Raw genomic sequence first — 22,384 nt, forward strand, 5'->3', positions numbered from 1 at the left:
GTCCGGAAGAACGGTCTCGGCCCGCACGGGTCGGTGCTCAGTAGAACCGGACGGGTCGAGCCCGTCACAGCTCGATCGGAGAGTGGGTCGCCTCGGCGGCCAAGCGGGGTGGTACCGCGGCTTCCGGCGCAGAGTGCCGGTCGTCGTCCCCGTGCCGCATCGAACGGGCACAGGAGCACCGCAGCCATGACCACCACCGACGACACCACGACGCCCGACGCGGGGTATCCCCGCGTCCGCTACGTCTCGGAGTCCGGCAGTCCCGATTTCCCGGCTCTCGAGCAGCAGGTCCTCGCGCACTGGGACGCGGACGGCACGTTCCGAGCCAGCGTCGACGCGCGTGCCGACGCGGATGAGTTCGTCTTCTACGACGGGCCGCCCTTCGCCAACGGCCTCCCGCACTACGGCCATCTCCTCACCGGCTACGTGAAGGACCTGATCCCGCGTTTCCAGACCATGCGCGGGCGCAAGGTGGAGCGACGGTTCGGCTGGGACTGTCACGGTCTCCCCGCCGAGCTCGAGGCGGAGAAGCAGCTCGGCATCACCGACAAGAGCCAGATCGACACGATGGGTCTGGCGGAGTTCAACGCGTACTGCAAGCAGTCCGTTCTGCGGTACACCGGCGAGTGGCGCGACTATGTCACGCGCCAGGCGCGGTGGGTGGACTTCGACAACGACTACAAGACGCTCGACCTGGACTTCATGGAGTCGGTCATGTGGGCGTTCAAGGAACTGCACGACAAGGGCCTGGTGTACCAGGGCTTCCGCGTGCTGCCCTACAGCTGGTACGAGCAGACGCCGCTGTCGAACCAGGAGACCAGGCTCGACGACGCCTACAAAATGCGTCAGGACCCAGCGGTCACGGTGCGGATGACGCTGAGCACGCCCGGCTCCCCGCTCGACGGTGCGGACGCACTGATCTGGACCACCACCCCGTGGACCGTGCCGTCCAACCTGGCGATGGCCGTACGCCCCGACATCGACTACGTGCAGATCGAGGACGGCGCGGGCGGCCGTGTCGTGCTCGCCCGAGATCGGGTGTCGCACTACGCCCGTGAGTTCGGCGACGAGCCCGTGGTGGTGTCCGAACACACCGGTGCCGATCTGATCGGTCTCGCCTACGCGCCGCCGTTCGATTTCTTCCTCGGTCACGAGAACAGTCACCGTGTGCTGTCGGCCGACTACGTGACCACCGACTCCGGTACCGGAATCGTCCACCTCGCACCGGCTTTCGGTGAAGAGGACATGGACGTCGCCACGGCCAACGGCATCGAGGTGGTGCAGCCGCTCGATGCGGGCGGCAAGTTCACCGCGATGGTGCCGCCGTACGAGGGGCTGATGATCTTCGATGCCAACCCGGTGATCATCAAGGACCTCAAGGCGTCGGGAAAGCTGGTGCGGCACGAGACGATCGAGCACTCGTACCCGCACAGCTGGCGTTCGGGTCAGCCGCTGATCTACATGGCGGTGCCGTCGTGGTTCGTCTCCGTCACCAGTTTCCGCGACCGGATGGTCGAGCTGAACCAGGACATCACGTGGGTGCCCGAGCACATCCGCGACGGCCAGTTCGGCAAGTGGCTCGAAGGTGCGCGTGACTGGAACATCAGCCGAAACCGGTACTGGGGCAGCCCCATCCCGGTGTGGGTGTCGGACGACCCCGCGTACCCGCGCACCGACGTGTACGGCAGTCTCGACCAGATCGAGGCGGACTTCGGCGTCCGTCCGAACGACCTGCACCGGCCGTTCATCGACGAGCTGACCCGTCCCAACCCGGACGACCCCACGGGCCGGTCCGTCATGCGTCGAGTCCCCGAGGTACTGGACTGCTGGTTCGAGTCGGGCTCGATGCCGTTCGCCCAGGTGCACTACCCGTTCGAGAACGCCGAGTGGTTCTCCACGCACAACCCGGGCGACTTCATCGTCGAGTACAACGGTCAGACGCGTGGGTGGTTCTACACCCTCCACGTCCTGGCGACGGCGCTGTTCGACCGGCCCGCCTTCCGGACGGTCGCGGCACACGGCATCGTGCTGGGCGAGGACGGGCTCAAGATGAGCAAGTCCAAGGGCAACTACCCGGACGTCAACGAGGTGTTCGACCGCGACGGCTCCGATGCCATGCGGTGGTTCCTCATGTCGTCCCCGATCCTGCGGGGCGGCAACCTGATCGTCACCGAGCAGGGCATCCGCGAGGGTGTGCGGCAGGCACTGCTGCCGATGTGGAACGCGTGGAGTTTCCTGCAGCTGTACGCGTCGAAGCCGGGGACGTGGCGGACCGATTCCACCAACGTGCTCGATCGCTACATCCTGGCCAAGTTGGCCGAGACCACGCGCGTCATCACCGAGGCGTTGGAGGCGGTCGACATCGCGGGGGCGTGCGACGAGTTGCGTCAGTTCTGCGACGCGCTGACCAACTGGTACGTGCGGCGTTCGCGTCAGCGCTTCTGGAACGAGGACGCCGACGCGATCGACACTCTGCACACGGTGCTCGAGGTGCTCACCCGCGTCGCGGCCCCGATGCTCCCGCTCGTCAGCGAGGTCGTCTGGCGGGGACTCACCGGTGGGCGCTCCGTGCATCTCGCGGACTGGCCGGTGGTCGGTACCGAGTTGCCGGCCGATCCCGAGCTGGTCGCGGCGATGGACGAGGTCCGCACCGTCTGCGGCGCGGCACTGTCGCTGCGCAAGGCGAAGAACCTGCGCGTCCGCCTGCCGCTGCAGGAGCTCACCGTCGCCGCCGACGACGCCGAGCGGCTGCGCCCGTTCGCGGACCTCATCGCCGACGAGGTGAACGTCAAGCGTGTCGATCTCACCGAGAACGTCGACGTGCACGGCCGTTTCGAGCTCGTCGTCAACGCCCGCGTGGCCGGTCCGCGTCTGGGCAAGCAGGTGCAGGCGGTCATCAAGGCGGTCAAGGCAGGGGAGTGGAGCGAGACCGACGGCGTCGTCACGGCAGCAGGTCTCGAGCTGCTGCCCGAGGAGTTCACCCGGCGCCTGGTCGCGGCGGAACCGGAGTCGACGGCGGCGCTCCCGGGCAATGCCGGGCTGGTCGTGCTCGACTCGGAGGTCACCGAGGAGCTCGAGGCCGAGGGGTGGGCCAAGGATCGCATCCGCGAGTTCCAGGACGCCCGACGCTCCGCGGGTCTGGACGTGTCCGACCGCATCGCGGTGACGGTCGACGTTCCCGCCGAGCGCCGGTCCTGGTTCGACACGCACCGCGATCTCATCGCCGGCGAGATCCTGGCCACCGATCTGCAGGTCGGCGATCCGGGTTCGGCAGCAGTCGATCTCGGCGACGGAGTGCGGGCATCGCTGGTGAAGGCCTGACGGTGTGAGCGGCGGGTCGGCCGAGCGCAGCAGACGCTGGGTGTTGCATCTCGACATGGACGCGTTCTTCGCGTCGGTCGAGCAGCTCACCCGGCCGACGCTGCGGGGCCGACCCGTGCTCGTCGGCGGTGGCGGTGGTCGAGGCGTCGTGGCGGGATGCAGCTACGAGGCACGCGTGTTCGGTGCCCGGTCGGCGATGCCGATGCACCAGGCTCGACGACTCGTCGGATCCGGTGCGGTGGTGGTGCCGCCCCGCGGCAAGGTCTACTCGGCTCTCTCCACCGTCGTCTTCGACACCGTGCGGCGCGTCGTGCCGGTGATCGAACAGCTCTCGCTCGACGAGGCGTTCGGTGAGCCCGCGGAGTTGGCGGGAGCGACCGTCGCCGAGGTGGAGGAGTTCTGCGCCGCGCTGCGTGCGTCAGTCCTGGACGCGTCCGGGCTCGTCGCCTCCATCGGAGCAGGAGCGGGCAAGCAGATCGCGAAGATCGGCTCGGGTCTCGCGAAGCCGGACGGCATCCGGGTGGTCTCTCCGGCGGACCAGGCCGCTCTCCTCGAGACTCTGCCGGTGCGGAAGTTGTGGGGCATCGGGCCGGTGGCCGAGGACAAGCTCCGCCGACTGGGAGTGCACACGGTCGGTGCATTCGCCGCGATGCCGGAGGCGGAGGCCGCGTCCGTACTCGGTTCCGCCGTCGGCCCCAGCCTGCACCGTCTCGCACGTGGTCTCGACGATCGACCCGTGGCGGAACGCGCCGAGTCCAAACAGGTCAGTGCCGAGACCACCTTCGCCACCGACATCGTCGACATGGCCGGGTTGCGATCCGCCATCGTCGCCAGCGCGGAGGCCGCCCACACCCGATTGACGAAGGACGGGCGGGCGGCCCGCACCGTCGTCCTCAAGCTCCGCAAGTCCGACATGAGCATCGTGACCCGTTCGGCCACACTGCCGTACGCGACGGTCGATCTGGCGACGATCGTGGCCACCGCGCAGCGGCAGGCTCTCGATCCGCGCGAGCTCGGCAGTATCCGACTTGTGGGCGTGGGCCTCGCCGGGCTGTCGACGGTCCGGCAGGAGTCGCTGTTCCCCGAACTCGACCAGGAGGGCCTCGACGTCGACTCCTCGGTCACCGCGGCCGAGCCCGCGCCGGTCGTCACGAGCGACGTCCTGCTCTGGCGGCCGGGGCTCGACGTCCGACACGACGAGTACGGCCACGGGTGGGTGCAGGGCGCAGGGCACGACGTGGTGACCGTGCGGTTCGAGACGCGGAGCACGGGCCCCGGGGTGGCGCGGACCTTCTCCGGAGACGACGAGCACCTCGCGGTGGCGGATCCGATGGACAGTCTGGCCTGAGGCTCACCGATCGAGTCCTGTGACCCATCCGCGGGGCGCGCACCGCCGAATACGCGTGACTGCGGCGTCTGTCGCCGCACCCGTACGACGAGGAGTGCCCGTGCCCGGCACCGAGTTCACGCTGCGAGCCTCGCTCCCATGGTGAGCGATCAGCGGCACCCGCTAGCGGGTCTGCGCGGAGCCGAGTGGGTCGCCGTCTGTGCAGATCTCCTGCACGCGGACGGAGCGACCGCAGTACTCACCTCCGCGCACGCCCCGGACAGCAGGCGCGTGCTGTACCCGACCGCCCACGATGCCGTGCAACTGGCGGATCTGCAGTACCTCCTGGGCGAGGGACCCCACGCGGAGACGATGGCGGACGGTCGGATGCACAGTGTGTCGGTCGACTCGGCGGCGGATTGCGCGCGATGGCCCCTGCTGGTCGACTGTCTCATCGAGTCTGGGGTGCGATGGGTCCGGACCGTCGCGCTCGGAACAGCCAGCCGGGTCGGCACCCTGCAGTGCCACGGACGCGGTCCCCTCGGCACACCCGACGAGAGGACCGTCGCGGCGGTGGGCAGACTCGCCGATGTGCTGGGCGACGAACTGGTCACCTCCGGCCTGGCAGGCGTACCGGCGGATCCGGGCGGTGAGTGCGACCTGATCGACGCGGCCATCGGTGTCCTGGCCGGTCGTCACCGGATCGACGCGCCCGCGGCGTCGGCCGTGCTGCGGGCGGCGGCGTTCGCGGCGGATCGCACGGTGGCACTCCAGGCCCGAGCCGTTCTCGGCGTCTGAGCGGTGTGTCGGCAGCATCTGTCGACGCCCGGGACGACACGAGGAGGTTTCGGCGTCCGAACTGCTCGTCGTGACGGTCTTCCGGCGCTCGTTCCTTCCGTGTCTTCGGCGTTACCGGTGACATGCGGGAAATGCGTTCGTGCAATTGTGATGTGTGCGAACAAGTACTGTCACCCGACATTTCCGTCCGTTACTGTGACCGAGTCCACTGACCTTCGGGGAAAGGCTCGTCATGAATGTCAGACTTCTCGCTCGGGCGTGTGCAGCGGCGTCTGTCGCCGCTGCGGCCCTGGTCGTTCCCAGCGCTGTGGCCACCGCGGCGCCGTGTACGGACGTCGACGTCTCGTTTGCACGCGGGACCGGTGAACTGCCCGGACTCGGCATCACCGGTGGACCTTTCACCAGCAGTGTCACCTCCACGCTCGCCGGACGGTCCGTCAGCACCTACGCCGTGAACTACGCTGCCGACTTCTCGCAGGCCAGCGCCGGGCCCGGCTCGCGTGACCTGGTCGCGCACATCACCTCCGTCGCAGCAGCATGTCCTGCAACGCAATTCATCATCGGTGGGTACTCACAGGGTGCCACTGTGGTCACCAATGCCGTGGGTCTGCGCACCCCGAGCAGTCTCACCGGTTCCGTGCTGCCCGCCGGCGTCGCCGACAGGGTCAAGGCCGTCGTCGTGTTCGGCAACCCGTTCGGTCTGACCGGGAGGACCATCGAGTCGGCGAGCGGAACCTACGGCCCGCGCGCCCGCAGTTTCTGCAACTTCGGAGACCCGGTGTGCCAGATCGGCGGATTCAATTCCTTTGCGCATCTCACCTACGCGAGCAATGGCAGCGCGGGTCAGGGTGCGACATTCGCAGCCTCCCGAATCAGCTGAATCGCTCATTGTTCGACTGATCGGAGCTCGGTGGACTGAATGTGCGCGGTGCATGCAGGTTCGGCGTCGAACCCGGCATCCTCCACCCGGCCAGGGGTTCGCCCCGTGCGCAGCGCGCGGTGTTCTGCGCAGGATGCAGAGTGCGCGCTACCCCGTGCGGTGCGCGCGGCGGCCACCGCGCCGGCCGACGCCGCCCACCCTGTGACCCCTCTCGAGGGCGCGACGAGCTTTACCGTTTCCTCAGAACTGGTCGGTAAGGTCTGGCCCGACGCTCGACACCGAGTCAACTCACGAGATGTAAGGACGTACACGTGAAGCTTCCCCGTACCGGACGCGCACTGGTGGCAGGCATGGCAGTCGCCGCCGCCCTGACGATGACGGCGTGCAGCAGCGGCGAGGACGGCGGCACCACCGACGCCACCACGTCGGCAGCCACCACCTCCAGCGCAGTTGCCGAGGCACCGTCCGATCTCCCCCCGGTTCCCACCGCCGAGGAGCTGAACACGCGCCTGCAGGAGAGCCTCGATCCCAACGTGCCGCTCGAGCAGAAGGTCCAGTACGTGCAGGGCGCGGAAGCCGATCCGGAGCTCATCAACAAGGTCGCCGAGGCCGCTCGCGTGAACAACGCGAAGATTCAGGTCCTCGACGTGACCGATCTGGGCGACGGCACGCTCAGCTCCAACGCCACCATCGATCTCGGTGGCCAGGTCAATCCGCTCCAGGTCGCCTACGTGGCCGAGGACGGGGAGTGGAAGCTGTCGAAGGACAACGCTTGCGCGATCGTGTCGCTGGCGCAGCTGACCTCGCCTGCCTGCACCGCCTGACACCGCAGTACCGACCACACGACGCCGGCATCACCTTCGGGTGGTGCCGGCGTCGTCGTGTCTCAGCGCAGCCGGTCGGCGGCGGTGCGCGCGAGCGTCCGCACCAGGTCGGGGTCGACGGGCTCGGTCCCGGTGGCCACCAGTTGGCTCAGGGTGGATCCGGAGACGGTGAGGATCGCGTCCGTCGTCAGGGACACGCCGTCGCTGCTCACCGCGAGTCGCACCGCCACGGAGGCGTCGCCGATCGGGGCGACGTCGGTGAGCAGGGTCGAGGAGCCGACGCGGTAGTCCACCCGCACACCGTCGGCGTCCGTGCCGCTGAAGGTCGCGCATCGTGTGAGCGAGTCCTGCACGGCCGCGAACGCGGTGAGGGCGCCGGGACCGTCGTGGCTCGCGGCGTCCTGGTCGATCGACGAGAAGTCGGGTCCGCCGTAGGAGACGGATGCGGCGCTGATGACGCCGGGCACCTGGGTGGCGATGGGCGCCAGCACCGCGGCGCACTCGGCGGGGTCGGTGCTCGACCGGTCCTCGGCCGTCGCGCCCGGAGCGCTGGGGTCCAGCGGAGGCAGGTCGTAGCCGGTGTAGCCGGGTGGGAGGTCGGCGATGCTCAGGAGCCGACCGGCGAGCAGAGCGTTGTCGGTGATCGGGCCGGTGCCGGTGGCCGACGGCGGAGGGACCGGAGTGAAGGCGGGGAGCTCGACGGTGGGCGCCTCGGGCGTGGCCTCGCTCGGCGTGTCGCCGACGTCCCGACCGGTGCCGCATCCGACGAGCACCACCGCGAGCGCTGCCGTGACCGCGCCCAGTCGTCTCAACTCCACGTCACCGTGTTGCTGGTGGTCTGCTTCAGCGTCGTCTGGCTGTTGGCGTCCCGGTAGACCTGGTCGCCGCCGACGGCGACCGTGCCGCCCAGGGGAAGCGGCTTGGACGGATCGATCCGCAACTGCCCCTGGCCGGTCATCACGAACGACTCGATGTTCAGGGTGCCCTGCTCGTCGGGCAGCTGCCAGATCGGTTCCTCCGGCGACTGGGTCACGGCGACGTCGACCGTCGCGACGCCGTCGTCGAACGAGGTGAGTGTCGCCGTCGTCGTCTGCAGCAGCGAGATCCCGCTGACGACCTCCTGGGTGACGGTCCATCTCGCGCCGACGCCGATGGGCTCTGCCGGGAACGGGACGGCGCGGTACACCGCCTGGGACAGCGCCTGCTCGACGGCTGATCGAGCGATGTCCCGGGCGTCCGGCGACGGATCGATGGTGAGTGCGGTGACGGCACCCGACGGCGTGGTCGCGAAGCCTGCGGACGATCCCGCGGTGGGCCCGAGGCTCGCCTGCAGGGTGGCGTCCGACGTGGTGGCCGCACCGAGTGTCATGTCGACCTGGAGTCCGTCGGACCCGGCCGCCGAGCGTGAGGTCGCCGTCATCGGCAGCGTCAGCGGCGGGGTCGAGAAGTCCTGCGACTCGGCAGCGTCGATCTGCTGGCTGATGGTCGACTCGGCCACGAGGGTCGCGGTCTGCTCTGCTTCCGACGGGGTCGCGGTGACGACGGTCCGCGGCTCGGCTCCGGCATCGACCAGCGTGGTGGTGACGGCGGAGACCGGGAGAGTGACCGCGGACGTGCTGGGGGTCAGCTCCTCGGTCGCGGGTACGTCGGTGTCGGTCCCGCACGCCCCGAGCGAGAGGACGACGGTGACCGCTGCCGCGGCGACGAGGGTGGTGGAGCGTCGGCGGGGTCGTGTCGAGAGCAGTGTCACGCGCCCGAGGTTAGCGTCGGATCCTGAGCGGCCGGTGAGCGGTGAGGGCAGGTAGTGGACAATGGTGGGGTGACCGACGTGGAGAATCCGGACCGACCCCTGGCCCGACGTACCCGACGGCTGTTCGCTGTCGCGGCGGTCGTGCTCGCCCTGGACCTGCTCACGAAGATCGTCGCGGTCGCCGTCATCGAGCCCGGTCGACCGATCGAGATCATCGGTGACACCGTCACCCTCCGCATGGTGCGCAACGCGGGCGCGGCGTTCTCGATGGCCACGGGCATGACCTGGCTGTTGACGCTGGTGGCCGTCGCCGTCGTGGTGGGTGTGATCCGCATCGGACGCACTCTTCGCTCCGGCTGGTGGGCCGTGGGCCTCGGCCTGGTGCTGGGCGGCGCGCTCGGCAATCTGATCGACCGATTCTTCCGCTCGCCCGGCCCGCTGCAGGGTCACGTCGTGGACTTCGTGTCCATCGGCTGGTGGCCGGTCTTCAACGTCGCCGATTCCTCCATCGTCTGCGGGGCCGTCCTGCTGGTGATCATCACGCTGTTCGGGATCGAGCCGGACGGGACTCGCCGTGCCGACGACAAGGGTGACGACCCCGCGGTGACCGAGAGCGCAGCGGCGACGGAGTCGGAGAAGAAGGCGTGAGGGAGACACGGTCGATGCCCGTTCCGGACGGGCTCGACGGCATGCGCGTGGATGCGGGACTGGCTCGGCTGCTGGGGTTGTCGCGGACCGTCGTCGCGACCCTCGCCGAGGAGGGCGCCGTCCAGGTCGACGGTTCCACTGTGGCGAAGTCCGACCGTCTCGGCGGCGGCACGTGGCTCGAGGTGGAACTGCCCGAGCCCGCGCGTCCGTTGACCATCGAGGCACAGCCGGTGCCGGGCATGGAGATCCTGTACTCGGACGACCACATCGTCGTCGTGGACAAGCCGGTCGGAGTGGCCGCGCACGCGAGCGTGGGCTGGACGGGACCGACGGTGATCGGTGGTCTCGCGGCCGCTGGATTCCGCATCTCGACGTCCGGGGTCCACGAGCGTCAGGGCATCGTGCACCGTCTCGACGTCGGGACGTCCGGCGTGATGGTGGTGGCCACGTCGGAGCATGCGTACACCGTGCTCAAGCGCGCGTTCAAGGAGCGCACCATCGACAAGCGCTATCACGCTCTGGTGCAGGGACATCCGGACCCGAGCAGCGGAACCGTCGATGCGCCCATCGGACGACACCGCAGCAACGACTGGAAGTTCGCCGTCACGGCCGACGGCAAGCCCAGCATCACCCACTACGACACGGTCGAGGCGTTCCAGGCCGCGAGCCTGCTGGACGTGCACCTCGAGACCGGGCGCACTCACCAGATCCGGGTGCACTTCTCGGCGCTGCGGCATCCGTGCTGCGGTGATCTGACCTACGGTGCCGATCCGCGCCTGGCCGAACGACTCGGCCTCGAACGCCAGTGGCTGCACGCCCGCGCACTCGGGTTCACTCATCCCGGTGACGGCCGCTACGTGGAGTTCTCGAGCCCGTACCCGGCGGATCTGCAGCACGCACTGGACGTGTTGAGAGCGGGCTGAGACGCGTGCGCGCCGTGTCCGCGGCGTCGGTCGTCGCGTTGATCGTCGCGGTGCTCGTGCTCGGTGTCCTCGACCCGGTCCGTGGTTCGTCGGTTCGCACCGATGCCCTCGGTCCCGACAACGACGAGACCGCCGCGCAGTACGTGGCCCGGGTGGACCCGCCCTCCGGCGACGGAGATCGGTGGGCGCTGGTGTCCTTCACCCGGTCGATGCGTGCCGACGAGATCGCGCCCACCGTCGACGGAATCAGGGTCTCGGTCGTCTATGCGCACGTGCCGATCGACCGCGTGCAGACCCCGCTCGTGGTGGTCCCGGTGCCGGACACCGACTCCGTGCTCGCGTCGTCCGTCCGTCTCGCCGCCGGCCTCGTTCCGCCCGGACGTGACGAGCGCGGGACGGCGATCGCGACGGTGGTGCGCGCACGCCTGCAGGCCGACTGTGACTGCGCCGCTGGAGTTCTGGTACGTGCGAGTGTTCCGGAACTCGCCGCGCTCGCGGGCCTGGACGGCATCCGCGCGGTCGAGGCATTGCCGGGGGACGCGGTCTACGGCCGGTTCGCGGTGGCACCGCTGTATCCCGAACGCGACGGCGACGCGGTGCAGCCCGACGACGGCCCGGTTCCCGCCTCCTGACCTCAGGACCCGAGTAGGCCGAAACCGAGCACCGCCGAGTCGTCCGCCCAGTCCAGATCGTGAATGCGGATCCCGCCCATCTCGTTGCCGCCGACGGTCGTGACCGTGTCCCCGTCCACCGCGACCACGATGTTCGTGTGCTGGCCGACGAGCAGATCCCCGACGGGCCCACCCGACTCGTACAGGACGACGTCGCCGACCGCGGGGGAGTGGTCGCCGACCGGCGCGAAACGGCCCTGTTCCTGGTAGTACTCCGTCAACGTGTAGACACCGGGAATGCGCCACCCACCCGAGTGCGGATTGGTGAACGGCTGTCCGGCCTGGCGCATCACGTGACTGACGAAGTCGGCGCACCAGGCCTCGTCGACGCCCTCGGAGTAGAACGTGGCGGGACGGGGATCGCGATACTCACGCTCCACCACCTCGAGCACACGCTGCTGCGCAGGGGACAGGGACGCGTCGGCCGCGGGGAAGTCGGCGGTGTCCCACGGGTACCACCGCTCGGGCGCGGTCCACAGCACCGCCGCGACGGCGACCACCGCGAGGGCGACGACGCCGGCGACGGTACGGCGGACGCGGGTGCTGGTGGGCATGCCTCGACGCTACCGAGCCGGGTCTCCGTGGTCAGGATCGCGGCGCCGATCTTCACGGAACCCTCACATGATGGACTGGGGACATGAGACGTGTGGGGCGCCGACATCTGATCCGTGCCGTCGGCGGGTCCGCCGCCGCGGTGCTCGTCGTCGTGCTCGGATCGGCGGCGTGGGTCGCCGCCTCGTCCCACGGTCGGCTGTACACGGCGGACACCGCGCCGCGCGCTCCCGTCGCCATCGTGCTGGGCGCTCGGGTCCAGGAGGGCGAACCGTCGTCGTTTCTCGCCGGTCGTCTCGACGCGGCACTCGATCTGGTGCGTCGCGGTACCGTGCGCGCACTTCTGTTGTCGGGCAACGCCGCCGGCACATCGGGTGACGAGGTGGAGGTGATGACGCGCTACCTGGTGCGCCGCGGCGTCGATCCCGACCGCATCGTGGCCGACCCGTACGGTCTGACGACCCACGACACGTGTCGACGCGCCGTGACGACGTACGGAGTGTCGACGGCCCTGATCGTCAGTCAGGACACCCATGCCGCACGTGCGGTGGCCCTGTGCCGAGCTGCGGGGATCGATGCCGGCGGTGTCGTCGCTTCCTGTGACTGCTCCCGGCGCTCGCTGCTGCGGCAGTTCGTACGCGAGATGCTCGCGCGTCCCAAGGCCGTGCTGGACGTGCTCCGCGGCTCCGCGCCCGCGGTGCAGTCGCCACCGACCGACGCGGTGCGCCGCGCCGTCGAGATCGGCTGACCCGAGTCACTCGGATCACCTCGAGCCCCACCCTGTTCGCACCGTCGCACCGCGAGCAGTCTGGAGGCCCGAGCGCGAGTGTTCCTGTCGCGATGCTTGCGGCGACAGCGCCGGCGCATCGAGCTCAGTCCGTTCGTCTCGCGGACGACGTCGTTGCGCGGCTTCGTGTTCGACGTGGCGACCGGTGCGCTGCGTGAGGTTCAGCCGGCCTGATCGAGCGTGTCGGTCAGCCTGCGCTGCCGCGGCGGGCCTTCTCCAGCGCGGCCAGTGTCGACATGACGGTGGCGCGCTGACGTTGCAGGTCGCTGAGCCGGGCACGCGCGGGCAGACCCGACGACGCCTCGGCGTCGGCGATGCCGGTCTCGATGGCGGTGAGCTGCTCGAGCAGACCGGTCACGCGATCGGCGAGCACGGCGACGTCCACCGTGCTGACGGCACCCGACGGAGCGGAGGACGACGAGCGGGACGGGGTGGTGCGGACGGCGGCGGACGCACCGGCGCGGGCCGAGGCCTTCCGGACGTCGGCGGCCGCGGGACGCTTCGGCAGGCGGACCCGGTCGAGAGCGGCACGCGCACTGCGAGCCGCGGTGCGGTGCTCGAGCTCCTCGTCGTCGTCGGACGTCACCGCGCCGCCCAGGGGACGCAGGCCGTACATGCCGATGAAGCGACGCGCCGCGTCGATCGTGTTCTCGTGTTCACGGCACTCACCGCACCGGGGCTCGTCCCGGTAGATCTCGATGTCGGTCCGGCTGCCGCACCACACGCAGCCGCCGGGACTCCACCGCCGGGTGACGGGGGTGTCGTCCGCAGCGGTGTCGTGGGGTGAGGTGGTGGTCATCGTGGAGGAGGCGCCGGAGCCGAGATTTCGATCGTCGATCACGTCGAACCAGCGTAGTGCACGACACGAGGCCCGAGGAGCGGGAGCGGCTGTCGCCTCGTGCTTTTCGCGTCGTCGGTGACCAACGTCATGACACACCCGGCTCCGCTCGGTCGTGTCATCGGCGTGTCGCATCAGCAGACTCGTCGGTCTTCCCCCGGGGCTCCCGACCGTCCATACTCGGCAGTCGTGAGCACACTCGAAGTCACGACCGTCGCCGACGGCGTGCACGTCGCGTTCGGGCCGGACGTCAACTGGACACTGGTGGTCGACGGCGAGGACGTGACGCTGGTCGACTCGGGATATCCGCGGTACGTCGGTGCGGTCGTCGAATCGCTCCGTCGTGTCGGTCGGCGTCCGGAGGACGTGCGGGCGATCCTGCTGACACACGCGCACATCGACCACATCGGCGGTGCCGGCCACTTCGCCTCGACCTACGGCACGCCGGTGCTCACCTCGGACACCGAGGCGCGGCATGCCCGACGTGAGTATCTCGAACAGGCATCGCCGCTCGACGTGGCGCGTAACGTCTGGCGGCGCGGTGCGCTCGCATGGACGGTGCGCATCGCTCGCGCGGGCGGAACCGAATGGGGCGCCGTCGCCGACGCCGAGGGGTTCGACTCGGTCGTCGGATCCGTGCCGGGTGGGCCGCTGGACCTGCCGGGCGGGCCGGTGCCGCTCGACAGTTCGGGTCACACGTCCGGTCACACCGGGTATCACGTGCCGGGTGCGGGGGCCGTTCTGTCCGGTGACGCTCTGGTCACCGGACACGCTCTGAGCGTTCGGACCGGACCGCAGATGCTGCCGCCCCTGTTCGCGCACGACCGGCCGCGGGAGTTCGACGCGCTCGACGCCTTCGTCGGCCTGGACGCCGACGTCCTGATTCCCGGACACGGGGGAGTGCATCGCGGGTCCGTCGACGACGCGGTGCGGCGGGTACGGTCCGCACGCGCCTGAGTCGACTCCGGGTCAGCGGGGTCGCCGAATGCGGATGGGGCCCTTCGCCGTCGACGGGTCGACCACGTTCCCGCCCTGCGTGATCTCCGCCTCGCCCGCGGCGACGAGGCGGCGGGCGGCGCGGCGGACGGGTTCCATCAGGGGGCGCCAGTCGTCCGGCGCCACGTCGCGAGCCACGTCGGAGGGGCAGATCGACGAATCGCGGGCGCGACTGTCGAGCAGCCGCCGGATCGCGTCCTCGAGGCCGTCGTCGGCTCCCGCGGAGCCGGTGCGTCGGCACGCGTCGCTGCAGTACTTCACCGAGTCCCAGTCGCGTTCCCACTTCTTGCGCCACTCGATCCGTCGACCGCAGACGGCGCAGGTCTTGTCCGCCCGAGCCTCGGCCTCGCCGCTAGGCGCCTTCTTCCTGTGTGCCACCTCGTCGATTGTGCACCGCTCGGGGATAGCGTGAGCGCGTGCGCAGTCTCACGTCCTCTCTCGGCTCCCGGCGCGGTGGAGCTCCCCGGTCGTCCTCCAGCGTCGGCATGGCCAGCGGTGTCGGTGCGTACGGACTGTGGGGACTGTTCCCGGCCTTCTTCGGCGTGCTGTCCTTCGCCGGACCCGTCGAGGTCCTCGCGCACCGCATCGTGTGGACATTGGTGCTCATGCTCGTCGTCCTGGCGGTGTTGGGACGACTGTCCACGCTGCGCGGTCTCCCGGCGCGCACGTGGGGTGTGGTGGCGTTGTCGTCGGCGTTCATCTCGATCAACTGGGGCGTCTACATCTTCGCGGTCTCGCAGGACCGTGTGGTCGAGGCAGCCCTCGGATATTTCGTCAATCCGCTCGTCAGTGTCCTGCTCGGCGTCGTGGTGTTCCGGGAGCGGTTGGGCCGTGCGCAGATCGCGGCCCTCGCGCTGGCCTTCGTCGCGGTGGTCGTGCTCACCGTCGACTACGGACGGCCTCCCGTCATCGCCCTCACCCTGGCCTTCTCGTTCGCGCTGTACGGCGTCATGAAGAAGGTGGTCCGGCTCGAACCCACCACGTCGCTGACCGCGGAGGGGCTCGTGGGGGCGCCGATCGCGATCGGTTACCTGGTGGTGCTGGGCGTCACCGGGGGAGCGAGCGCCCTCTCGCTCGGGGTGCCGCACGCCCTGCTGCTCGTCCTCGCCGGGCCCGTCACCGCACTGCCGCTGCTGCTGTTCGGGGTTGCCGCGCAGAAGCTGCCGTTGGTCACCCTCGGTCTGCTGCAGTACCTGACACCGGGCCTGCAGCTCGCGTGGGGAGTGCTGGTGCTGAACGAGGACATGCCCGCGTCGCGGTGGATCGGTTTCGCGCTCATCTGGTGCGCGCTGGCGATCTTCACGGTCGACTCCGTGCGGCGTCTGCGGGCGCATCGCGTGGCGTCGGTGCCGGTCGAGGCGGCGTCCGCGGACACCCCGCGCTAGTCCTCATCCGTCACAGTCGTCACACGCCGCGTGTGCGGAGAATGTTGTCGGCCCGACGACCTAGAGTGGCCCCCGTGTCGGACTTCGTTCATCTCCACAATCACACCGAGTACTCCATGCTGGACGGGGCGGCGAAGATCGCGCCGATGTTCGCGGAGGCCCAGCGCCTGGGGATGAGCGCGGTCGGGATGACCGACCACGGCAACATGTACGGGGCCAGTGAGTTCTACAACGAGGCCAAGAAGGCCGGGGTCAAGCCCATCATCGGGATCGAGGCCTACATCGCGCCGGAGTCCCGTTTCAACAAGAAGCGCGTGCTGTGGGGAGACCGCAGCCAGAAGTCGGACGACGTCTCGGGCAGCGGCGCGTACACGCACATGACGATGGTGGCGGAGAACGCGACGGGTCTGCGCAACCTGTTCAAGCTGTCGTCCCTCGCGTCCACCGAGGGTCAGCTGGGCAAGTGGGCGCGCATGGACGAGGAGATCATCGCCAACCACGCCGAGGGCATCATCGCCACCACCGGTTGCCCGTCCGGCGAGATCCAGACCCGGCTTCGTCTGGGCCACGAGCGTGAGGCGCTCGAGGCGGCGGCCAAGTGGCAGGAGATCTGGGGCCCCGACAACTTCTTCCTCGAACTGATGGACCACGGTCTGTCGATCGAGCGGAGGGTGCGAGAAGGACTGCTGCGCATCGGGGAGCAGCTCGGCATCCCGCCGCTCGCGACCAACGACTGCCACTACGTCACCAAGGACGCGTCGGTCAATCACGAAGCGCTGCTGTGCATCCAGACCGGTAAGACGCTGAGCGATCCCACCCGGTTCAAGTTCGACGGCGACGGCTACTACCTCAAGTCCGCGGAGGAGATGCGCGCCCTCTGGGACGACGAGGTGCCCGGCGCGTGCGACTCCACGTTGCTCATCGCCGAACGCGTCCAGTCCTACGACGAGGTGTGGGAGCACCGCGACCGGATGCCGGTGTTCCCGGTGCCGGAGGGCTACACGCAGGGCACCTGGCTCCGCAAGGAGGTCATGGACGGCCTGCACCGCCGCTTCCCCGACGGTCCGACGGAGGAGTACCTCTCCCGTGCGGACTACGAGATCAGCGTCATCCTCGAGATGGGCTTCCCTGCCTACTTCCTCGTCGTCGGTGACCTAATCAACCACGCCAAGGAGGTCGGCATCCGCGTCGGCCCCGGTCGAGGTTCGGCGGCCGGGTCGCTCGTCGCCTACGCGATGGGCATCACCAACATCGACCCGCTCCCGCACGGTCTGCTGTTCGAGCGGTTCCTCAATCCCGAGCGCGTCTCCATGCCCGACATCGACATCGACTTCGACGATCGCCGACGCGGCGAGATGGTGCGCTACGCCACCGAGAAGTGGGGCAGTGATCGTGTCGCGCAGGTGATCACGTTCGGCACCATCAAGACGAAGGCCGCCATCAAGGACTCGGCCCGCGTGCAGTTCGGGCAGCCGGGCTTCGCCATCGCCGACCAGATCACCAAGGCACTGCCCCCGCCCGTGATGGCGAAGGACATCTCGGTCGCGGGCATCACCGATCCGACGCACGAGCGGTACAAGGAGGCCACCGAGGTCCGCTCGCTGATCGACTCGAACCCCGACGTCGCGAAGATCTACCAGACCGCCAAGGGTCTCGAGGGGCTGATCCGCAACGCCGGCGTCCACGCCTGCGCGGTCATCATGTCCTCGGAGCCGCTGACCGACGCCATCCCGGTGTGGAAGCGTCCGCAGGACGGCGCCATCATCACCGGCTGGGACTACCCGTCCTGCGAGGCCATCGGCCTGCTGAAGATGGACTTCCTGGGGCTGCGCAACCTCACGGTCATCGGTGACGCCATCGACAACATCAAGGCCAATCGCGGCATCGACATCGATCTCGACGCCCTGCCTCTCGATGATCCGGCGACGTTCGAACTGCTCTCGCGCGGAGACACTCTCGGCGTGTTCCAGCTCGACGGCAGCGCGATGCGGGACCTGCTGCGCAAGATGCAGCCCACCGGATTCGAGGACATCGTCGCCGTCCTGGCGCTCTACCGGCCCGGTCCGATGGGCATGAACTCGCACAACGACTACGCCGATCGCAAGAACGGTCGTCAAGAGGTCAAGCCGATTCACGCGGAACTCGAGGAACCGCTGAAGGTCATCCTCGGCGAGACGTACGGCCTGGTGGTCTATCAGGAGCAGATCATGCAGCTGGCGCAGAAGGTCGCCGGCTACTCGCTCGGCCAGGCCGACCTGCTGCGGCGCGCCATGGGAAAGAAGAAGCTGTCCGAGCTGGAGAAGGCGTACGCCGGATTCCGCCAGGGCATGCTGGACAACGATTTCTCCGAGGCCGCCATCAAGGCGCTCTGGGACACCGTGCTCCCGTTCGCCGGCTACGCGTTCAACAAGTCGCACTCGGCGGGGTACGGGCTGGTGTCCTACTGGACGGCGTATCTCAAGGCCAACTACCCGGCCGAGTACATGGCCGGACTGCTCACCAGTGTCGGCGACGACAAGGACAAGGCGGCGATCTATCTCGCCGACTGCAGACGGCTCGGCATCACCGTGCTGCCGCCGGACGTCAACGAGTCCGAACTCAACTTCGCCTCGGTGGGCGAGGACATCCGCTTCGGCATGGGCGCGGTGCGCAACGTGGGCGCCAACGTCGTGGCGTCCATCATCTCGGCGCGCAAGGAGAAGGGGAAGTTCACCGACTTCTCCGACTACCTGGCCAAGATCGATGCGACTGCCTGCAACAAGAAGGTCACCGAGTCTCTCGTCAAGGCCGGTGGTTTCGATTCGCTGGACCATCCACGCAAGGGTTTGATGCTGATCCACGCCGACGCGATCGACTCGGTGCTGGGCACCAAGAAGGCGGAGGCCATCGGCCAGTTCGACCTGTTCGGCGGCGTCGACGCCGACGAGTCCATCACCTCCGTCTTCAACGTGAAGATCCCGCCCGAGGAGTGGGACAGCAAGCACCGTCTCGCGTTGGAGCGGGAGATGTTGGGGCTGTACGTGTCCGGGCATCCGCTGAACGGAGTCGAGCACGTGCTCGCGGCTCAGTCGGACACCGCCATTCCCACGATCCTCGAGGGCAGTCTGAAGGACGGCACGCAGGTCACGGTGGGCGGCATTCTGGCCTCGGTCAACCGACGGGTGAACAAGAACGGTCTGACCTGGGCGTCCGCCCAGCTCGAGGATCTCACCGGCGGTATCGAGGTGCTGTTCTTCCCGCAGGCGTACTCCGTGTTCGGTGCGGACGTCGCCGAGGACGCCGTGGTGCTGGTGAAGGCCAGGGTGTCGGCTCGGGACGATCGGATCTCGCTCATCGCGAACGACATCGCGGTTCCCGATCTGTCGTCCGTCGGTGTCGCCAAGCCCGTCGCCGTCAGCTTGCCGACGCGTCAGTGCACCGCGGACAAGGTCGGGGCGCTCAAGCGGGTGCTGGCCAGCCATCCCGGTACCACCGACGTGCACCTGCGCCTCATCAGTGGCGACCGGGTCACCATGCTCAAGGTGGACGAGAAGCTGCGCGTCACACCGTCGTCGGCGCTGATGGGCGATCTCAAGGCGCTGCTCGGACCCGGCTGCCTCACCGTCTGACGACGGCCGACCGCTCGACGGCTGCCGCGAGGTAGGCATCGGGCTCGACGCCGAACGGGTTGTCCCGCAAGCCCTCCGCGATGACGTCGCGGTAGCGGTCGGCCGGCACTCCGCGTTCTCGCACGTGGCTCGACGTCAGAGTCATCGCCGGGACGCCGTCGATGTCGTCCAGGCGCAGCGCCGCGTCGTACTTGCCGCGGTGCGGCTCGGGCGACACCTCGACCGGCAGCAGCGCCCACGCTCCCGGCCGTGTCGGTAGGGACGCGCGGACGTCGAGTGTCTGCTCCGTCTGCGCGTTCTCCACCGTCGAGATGTGGTCGAGGGCGGCCCAGTCGAGCAGGTAGGCGCGGGCGATGCTGTCGGAGTCGGGGGAGGGTGTGAGCGAGAGGAACGCGGACGCTCCGGTCCACCGGGCCGAGACGCCGGCGAAGTACACCGCATGCGGCACGGTGATCCACCGGTGTTCGCGAGGAAGCGAGAGTGTCCGCGGGGCGGCGTGCGCACCGAATCTGCTGTCGGCCGCGGAGCCGCCCAAGTAGGCGTCGAGGCGTGCGGGCAGGGTGTTCGAGCCGTAGCCGACGTACCAGACGAGTTCGTGACTGTTCACAGGGACGGACGGTACCGTCGGATCGTCACGTCGAACTCGACCGAGAGGGATGATCCCATGATCACGAACTTCATCAACGCCGTGCTCGAACTCGTCGGTGGCATCGCCGCCGGAAGCAGCGGTCTCTACCTGGCCCCCGGTGTCCTGCCGTTCGGTTCCTGACATACGGCCGGACCACACGAACGCCGACGGGGCGCCCACGTGGAGTGGGCGCCCCGTCGGCGTCTGTCCGTGATCAGTGTCGGGTGCGGAACCGCTCGGTCGCGCCGAGGGCCCACCACAGCGTCACGCCGACAGCGGCGGAGGTGAGGACAGCCGTCTGCATGCTGACTGTCAGTGCGAGAGCGGCGAAGAGGATGACGGCGACCATGATGCTCTCGAGCTTGTAGAGCGGCCAGTCGGTGCCGGCCACGTCCACGGTACGAACGCTCGTCGAGTGCCGCGGGCGTGTGAACTGCAGGTCGACCGTGGTCATATTCGCCTCCCGAACCATTCGTGTTCCGTGTGCCGTGCGTTGGTCCCCAGGCTACACGTACATGGAAGTTAGGGCGACCGAAACCTCCTGATCACCCTGCGGATGGTTGCCGGAGACCGCCGAGGTGTGTGTACTGGGATCATGCCGCTGCACGGAGAGTACGAGCCGAGTCCGTCCACCTGGGCCGCCGATCAGGCCGACCTGTACGAGAGCTCGGGAGGGACCGAGGGCACCGAGATGCGGGGGATGCCCGTCATCCTCCTCACGACCATCGGGAACAAGACGGGCAAGCTCCGTCGGACCCCTCTGATGCGCGTGGAGCACGACGGTGCGTACGCCGCCGTCGCGTCGCTCGGCGGCGCGCCGAAGCACCCCGTCTGGTACTTCAACGTGCTCGCGAACCCCCACGTCGAACTGCGGGACAAGACCGAGAAGTGGGACATGGTCGCGCGCGAGGTCCACGGCGAGGAGAAGGCGCAGTGGTGGGAGCGCGCGGTCGCGGCCTACCCCGACTACGCGGACTACCAGAAGAAGACCGACCGCGAGATCCCTGTCTTCGTGCTCGAGCGGGCCTGAGCGCAGATTCGTCACCCCCGCCGGCGGCCGCTCCGCAGGTGAGGGTGGGTCGGTGGTCGTCGCACCACCGTGGCAGCATGTCCGTGTGACCGAGACGACGAGCCGTACCGACGCCGCTGCGCCGACCGCAGACGACATCGATGCCGCGGCCGTCCGGCTGCGGGACGTGGCCACCCGCACCCCGCTCGAGTTCTGCGAGCGGTTGTCCGAGCAGACGGGTGCGCGGATCCACCTCAAGCGCGAGGATCTCCAGCGCGTGCGCTCGTACAAGTTGCGCGGCGCGTACAACCTCATGCTGCAACTCGACGACGACGAGCGTGCGGTCGGTGTCGTGGCGGCGAGCGCCGGCAATCACGCGCAGGGTGTCGCGTTCGCGTGCCGGGCGCTCGGCATCCGCGGTCGCATCTACGTGCCGACCAACACCCCGAAGCAGAAGCGCGATCGCATCGCCTTCCACGGCGGCGACATGGTGCAGGTCATCAGCGTCGGTTCCACCTTCGATGCGGCCGCGGCGGCCGCCCTCGCCGACGTCCGCACCACCGGGGCCACCATCGTGCCGCCGTTCGACGACCCGAGAACCGTGGCGGGACAGGGAACCATCGCCGCGGAGATCCTGGAGCAACTCGGTGCCGCTCCGGACGTCGTCGTGGTCGCGGTGGGCGGTGGTGGGTGCATGACGGGCATGTCGGCGTACCTCGCCGAGCGGTCGCCGAACACCTCCGTCGTCGGTGCGGAACCCACCGGCGCCGCATCCATGGCGGCGGCGCTCATGGCCGGCGGCCCCGTCACACTCGACGAGATCGACCCGTTCGTCGACGGCGCCGCCGTGCGCCGGATCGGCGATCTCCCGTACCGGGTCGTGTCGTCGCTCGGCGCGACCGTCGCCTCGCATGCCTCGGTGACGGTCGGTGCGGGCCACGACGGACGCGGGTCGGTGGTGGTCACGCAGGTGGACGAGGGTGCCATCTGCACCGCGATGCTGGATCTGTACCAGAGTGAGGGCATCATCGCCGAACCCGCCGGAGCGCTGTCGGTGGCCGCGCTGTCGCAGATCGACATCCCGGCCGGCTCGTCCGTCGTGTGCCTGATCTCGGGCGGTAACAACGACGTCTCGCGCTACGGGGAGATTCTCGAACGGTCGCTCGTGCACAAGGGGCTCAAGCACTACTTCCTCGTCGATTTCCCGCAGGAGCCGGGCGCACTGCGCACGTTCCTCGACGTCGTTCTCGGTCCGGAGGACGACGTGACGCTGTTCGAGTACGTCAAGCGCAACAATCGCGAGACGGGTGCCGCGCTGGTGGGTATCGAGCTCGGTTCGGCCGCGGGCCTGTCGTCCCTCCTCGAGCGGATGGAGACGTCGCCGATGCACGTCGAGCATCTCGAGCCAGGGTCTCCCGCATACCGCTACCTGACCTGAG

At 69.0% G+C, this 22,384-nt stretch carries 21 protein-coding genes and 2 pseudogenes; 15 read left to right on the forward strand and 8 right to left on the reverse strand.

From position 1 onward, the window contains the following. Window positions 1–186 precede the first annotated feature (186 nt). From ileS to QE449_RS09280, 5 genes are all read left to right on the forward strand, one after another. Complete coding sequence (gene ileS / locus QE449_RS09260) at window positions 187–3,321, forward strand: isoleucine--tRNA ligase (RefSeq protein WP_307108689.1); 3,135 nt, start codon at window positions 187–189, stop codon at window positions 3,319–3,321. A gap of 55 nt (window positions 3,322–3,376) precedes the next feature. Further along, window positions 3,377–4,669 carry a DNA polymerase IV gene (locus tag QE449_RS09265; protein WP_373428381.1) on the forward strand — a complete coding sequence of 431 codons (1,293 nt, stop codon included), beginning with the start codon at window positions 3,377–3,379 and terminating at the stop codon, window positions 4,667–4,669. A gap of 138 nt (window positions 4,670–4,807) precedes the next feature. Beyond that, entirely contained in the window at window positions 4,808–5,446 is a 639-nt protein-coding gene (locus QE449_RS09270; RefSeq protein WP_307108690.1) for a hypothetical protein, read from the forward strand. 232 nt (window positions 5,447–5,678) lie between these two features. Then, entirely contained in the window at window positions 5,679–6,326 is a 648-nt protein-coding gene (locus QE449_RS09275; RefSeq protein ID WP_307108691.1) for a cutinase family protein, read from the forward strand. A 311-nt stretch (window positions 6,327–6,637) separates the two neighbouring features. Further along, the gene (locus tag QE449_RS09280; RefSeq protein WP_027505863.1) at window positions 6,638–7,150 is read left to right on the forward strand and encodes a hypothetical protein; all 513 of its coding nucleotides are present in this window, start codon (window positions 6,638–6,640) and stop codon (window positions 7,148–7,150) included. A gap of 62 nt (window positions 7,151–7,212) precedes the next feature. Here QE449_RS09280 and QE449_RS09285 read toward each other — a convergent pair whose 3' ends face one another. Further along, entirely contained in the window at window positions 7,213–7,968 is a 756-nt protein-coding gene (locus tag QE449_RS09285; RefSeq protein WP_307108692.1) for a hypothetical protein, read from the reverse strand. After that, window positions 7,959–8,900, reverse strand: coding sequence for a hypothetical protein (locus QE449_RS09290; protein WP_027505864.1), 942 nt, complete (start codon window positions 8,898–8,900; stop codon window positions 7,959–7,961). The genes QE449_RS09285 and QE449_RS09290 overlap by 10 nt, the downstream gene beginning before the upstream one ends. A gap of 69 nt (window positions 8,901–8,969) precedes the next feature. Here QE449_RS09290 and lspA point away from each other — a divergent pair, with 69 nt between their 5' ends. From lspA to QE449_RS09305, 3 genes are read left to right on the forward strand one after another with little or no spacing between them, the layout of a single operon-like run. Continuing rightward, on the forward strand, window positions 8,970–9,548 hold the full coding sequence (lspA, locus tag QE449_RS09295) for a signal peptidase II (protein WP_231476321.1): 579 nt from the start codon (window positions 8,970–8,972) through the stop codon (window positions 9,546–9,548). Further along, window positions 9,545–10,471 carry an RluA family pseudouridine synthase gene (locus QE449_RS09300; RefSeq protein WP_027505865.1) on the forward strand — a complete coding sequence of 309 codons (927 nt, stop codon included), beginning with the start codon at window positions 9,545–9,547 and terminating at the stop codon, window positions 10,469–10,471. The genes lspA and QE449_RS09300 overlap by 4 nt, the downstream gene beginning before the upstream one ends. A gap of 5 nt (window positions 10,472–10,476) precedes the next feature. Next, window positions 10,477–11,103 carry a hypothetical protein gene (locus QE449_RS09305; RefSeq protein WP_307108693.1) on the forward strand — a complete coding sequence of 209 codons (627 nt, stop codon included), beginning with the start codon at window positions 10,477–10,479 and terminating at the stop codon, window positions 11,101–11,103. Between the two features lie 2 nt (window positions 11,104–11,105). Here QE449_RS09305 and QE449_RS09310 read toward each other — a convergent pair whose 3' ends face one another. Continuing rightward, window positions 11,106–11,696, reverse strand: coding sequence for a CHAP domain-containing protein (locus QE449_RS09310; RefSeq protein WP_222630607.1), 591 nt, complete (start codon window positions 11,694–11,696; stop codon window positions 11,106–11,108). A 92-nt stretch (window positions 11,697–11,788) separates the two neighbouring features. On the opposite strand from QE449_RS09310, the gene QE449_RS09315 reads away from it, so the two are divergent. Together QE449_RS09315 and QE449_RS09320 are read left to right on the forward strand one after the other, a co-directional pair. Continuing rightward, window positions 11,789–12,442: a vancomycin high temperature exclusion protein gene (locus tag QE449_RS09315; protein ID WP_373428383.1), complete on the forward strand. Its 654-nt coding sequence runs from the start codon at window positions 11,789–11,791 to the stop codon at window positions 12,440–12,442. 114 nt (window positions 12,443–12,556) lie between these two features. After that, window positions 12,557–12,655: pseudogene (locus QE449_RS09320) on the forward strand (carbonic anhydrase); the annotation flags it as partial. 13 nt (window positions 12,656–12,668) lie between these two features. Here QE449_RS09320 and QE449_RS09325 read toward each other — a convergent pair. After that, window positions 12,669–13,322, reverse strand: coding sequence for a hypothetical protein (locus QE449_RS09325; protein WP_307092468.1), 654 nt, complete (start codon window positions 13,320–13,322; stop codon window positions 12,669–12,671). Window positions 13,323–13,508: 186 nt separating this feature from the next. Here QE449_RS09325 and QE449_RS09330 point away from each other — a divergent pair, with 186 nt between their 5' ends. Next, a complete protein-coding gene (locus QE449_RS09330; RefSeq protein ID WP_307108695.1) occupies window positions 13,509–14,276 on the forward strand; it encodes an MBL fold metallo-hydrolase in 768 nt (255 codons plus the stop codon). Between the two features lie 12 nt (window positions 14,277–14,288). On the opposite strand, the gene QE449_RS09335 is transcribed toward QE449_RS09330, so the two are convergent. Both QE449_RS09335 and QE449_RS09340 read right to left on the reverse strand, forming a co-directional pair. Further along, window positions 14,289–14,576 (reverse strand): DUF3253 domain-containing protein, encoded by a 288-nt coding sequence (locus QE449_RS09335; RefSeq protein ID WP_269320100.1) that lies wholly within the window; start codon window positions 14,574–14,576, stop codon window positions 14,289–14,291. Then, window positions 14,559–14,693: pseudogene (locus QE449_RS09340) on the reverse strand (DUF2256 domain-containing protein); the annotation flags it as partial. The pseudogene QE449_RS09340 and the gene QE449_RS09335, both read right to left, overlap by 18 nt. A gap of 107 nt (window positions 14,694–14,800) precedes the next feature. Between QE449_RS09340 and rarD the strand changes: the two are divergent. Together rarD and dnaE are read left to right on the forward strand one after the other, a co-directional pair. After that, complete coding sequence (rarD, locus tag QE449_RS09345; protein WP_307097397.1) at window positions 14,801–15,700, forward strand: EamA family transporter RarD; 900 nt, start codon at window positions 14,801–14,803, stop codon at window positions 15,698–15,700. Between the two features lie 41 nt (window positions 15,701–15,741). Next, window positions 15,742–19,308 (forward strand): DNA polymerase III subunit alpha, encoded by a 3,567-nt coding sequence (gene dnaE / locus QE449_RS09350; protein WP_373428279.1) that lies wholly within the window; start codon window positions 15,742–15,744, stop codon window positions 19,306–19,308. Here dnaE and QE449_RS09355 read toward each other — a convergent pair. Both QE449_RS09355 and QE449_RS09360 read right to left on the reverse strand, forming a co-directional pair. After that, window positions 19,298–19,915, reverse strand: coding sequence for a hypothetical protein (locus tag QE449_RS09355; RefSeq protein WP_307108697.1), 618 nt, complete (start codon window positions 19,913–19,915; stop codon window positions 19,298–19,300). The genes dnaE and QE449_RS09355 overlap by 11 nt on opposite strands. A gap of 235 nt (window positions 19,916–20,150) precedes the next feature. After that, window positions 20,151–20,390, reverse strand: a complete 240-nt coding sequence (locus tag QE449_RS09360) for a hypothetical protein (protein ID WP_027505874.1) — start codon at window positions 20,388–20,390, stop codon at window positions 20,151–20,153. Window positions 20,391–20,531: 141 nt separating this feature from the next. Here QE449_RS09360 and QE449_RS09365 point away from each other — a divergent pair, with 141 nt between their 5' ends. Continuing rightward, window positions 20,532–20,966, forward strand: a complete 435-nt coding sequence (locus tag QE449_RS09365; protein WP_027505875.1) for a nitroreductase family deazaflavin-dependent oxidoreductase — start codon at window positions 20,532–20,534, stop codon at window positions 20,964–20,966. Between the two features lie 85 nt (window positions 20,967–21,051). Then, a complete protein-coding gene (ilvA, locus tag QE449_RS09370) occupies window positions 21,052–22,383 on the forward strand; it encodes a threonine ammonia-lyase IlvA (RefSeq protein ID WP_027505876.1) in 1,332 nt (443 codons plus the stop codon). Window position 22,384: the final 1 nt, after the last annotated feature.

Source organism: Rhodococcus sp. SORGH_AS_0303, from assembly GCF_030819335.1.
Lineage (GTDB): Bacteria > Actinomycetota > Actinomycetes > Mycobacteriales > Mycobacteriaceae > Rhodococcoides.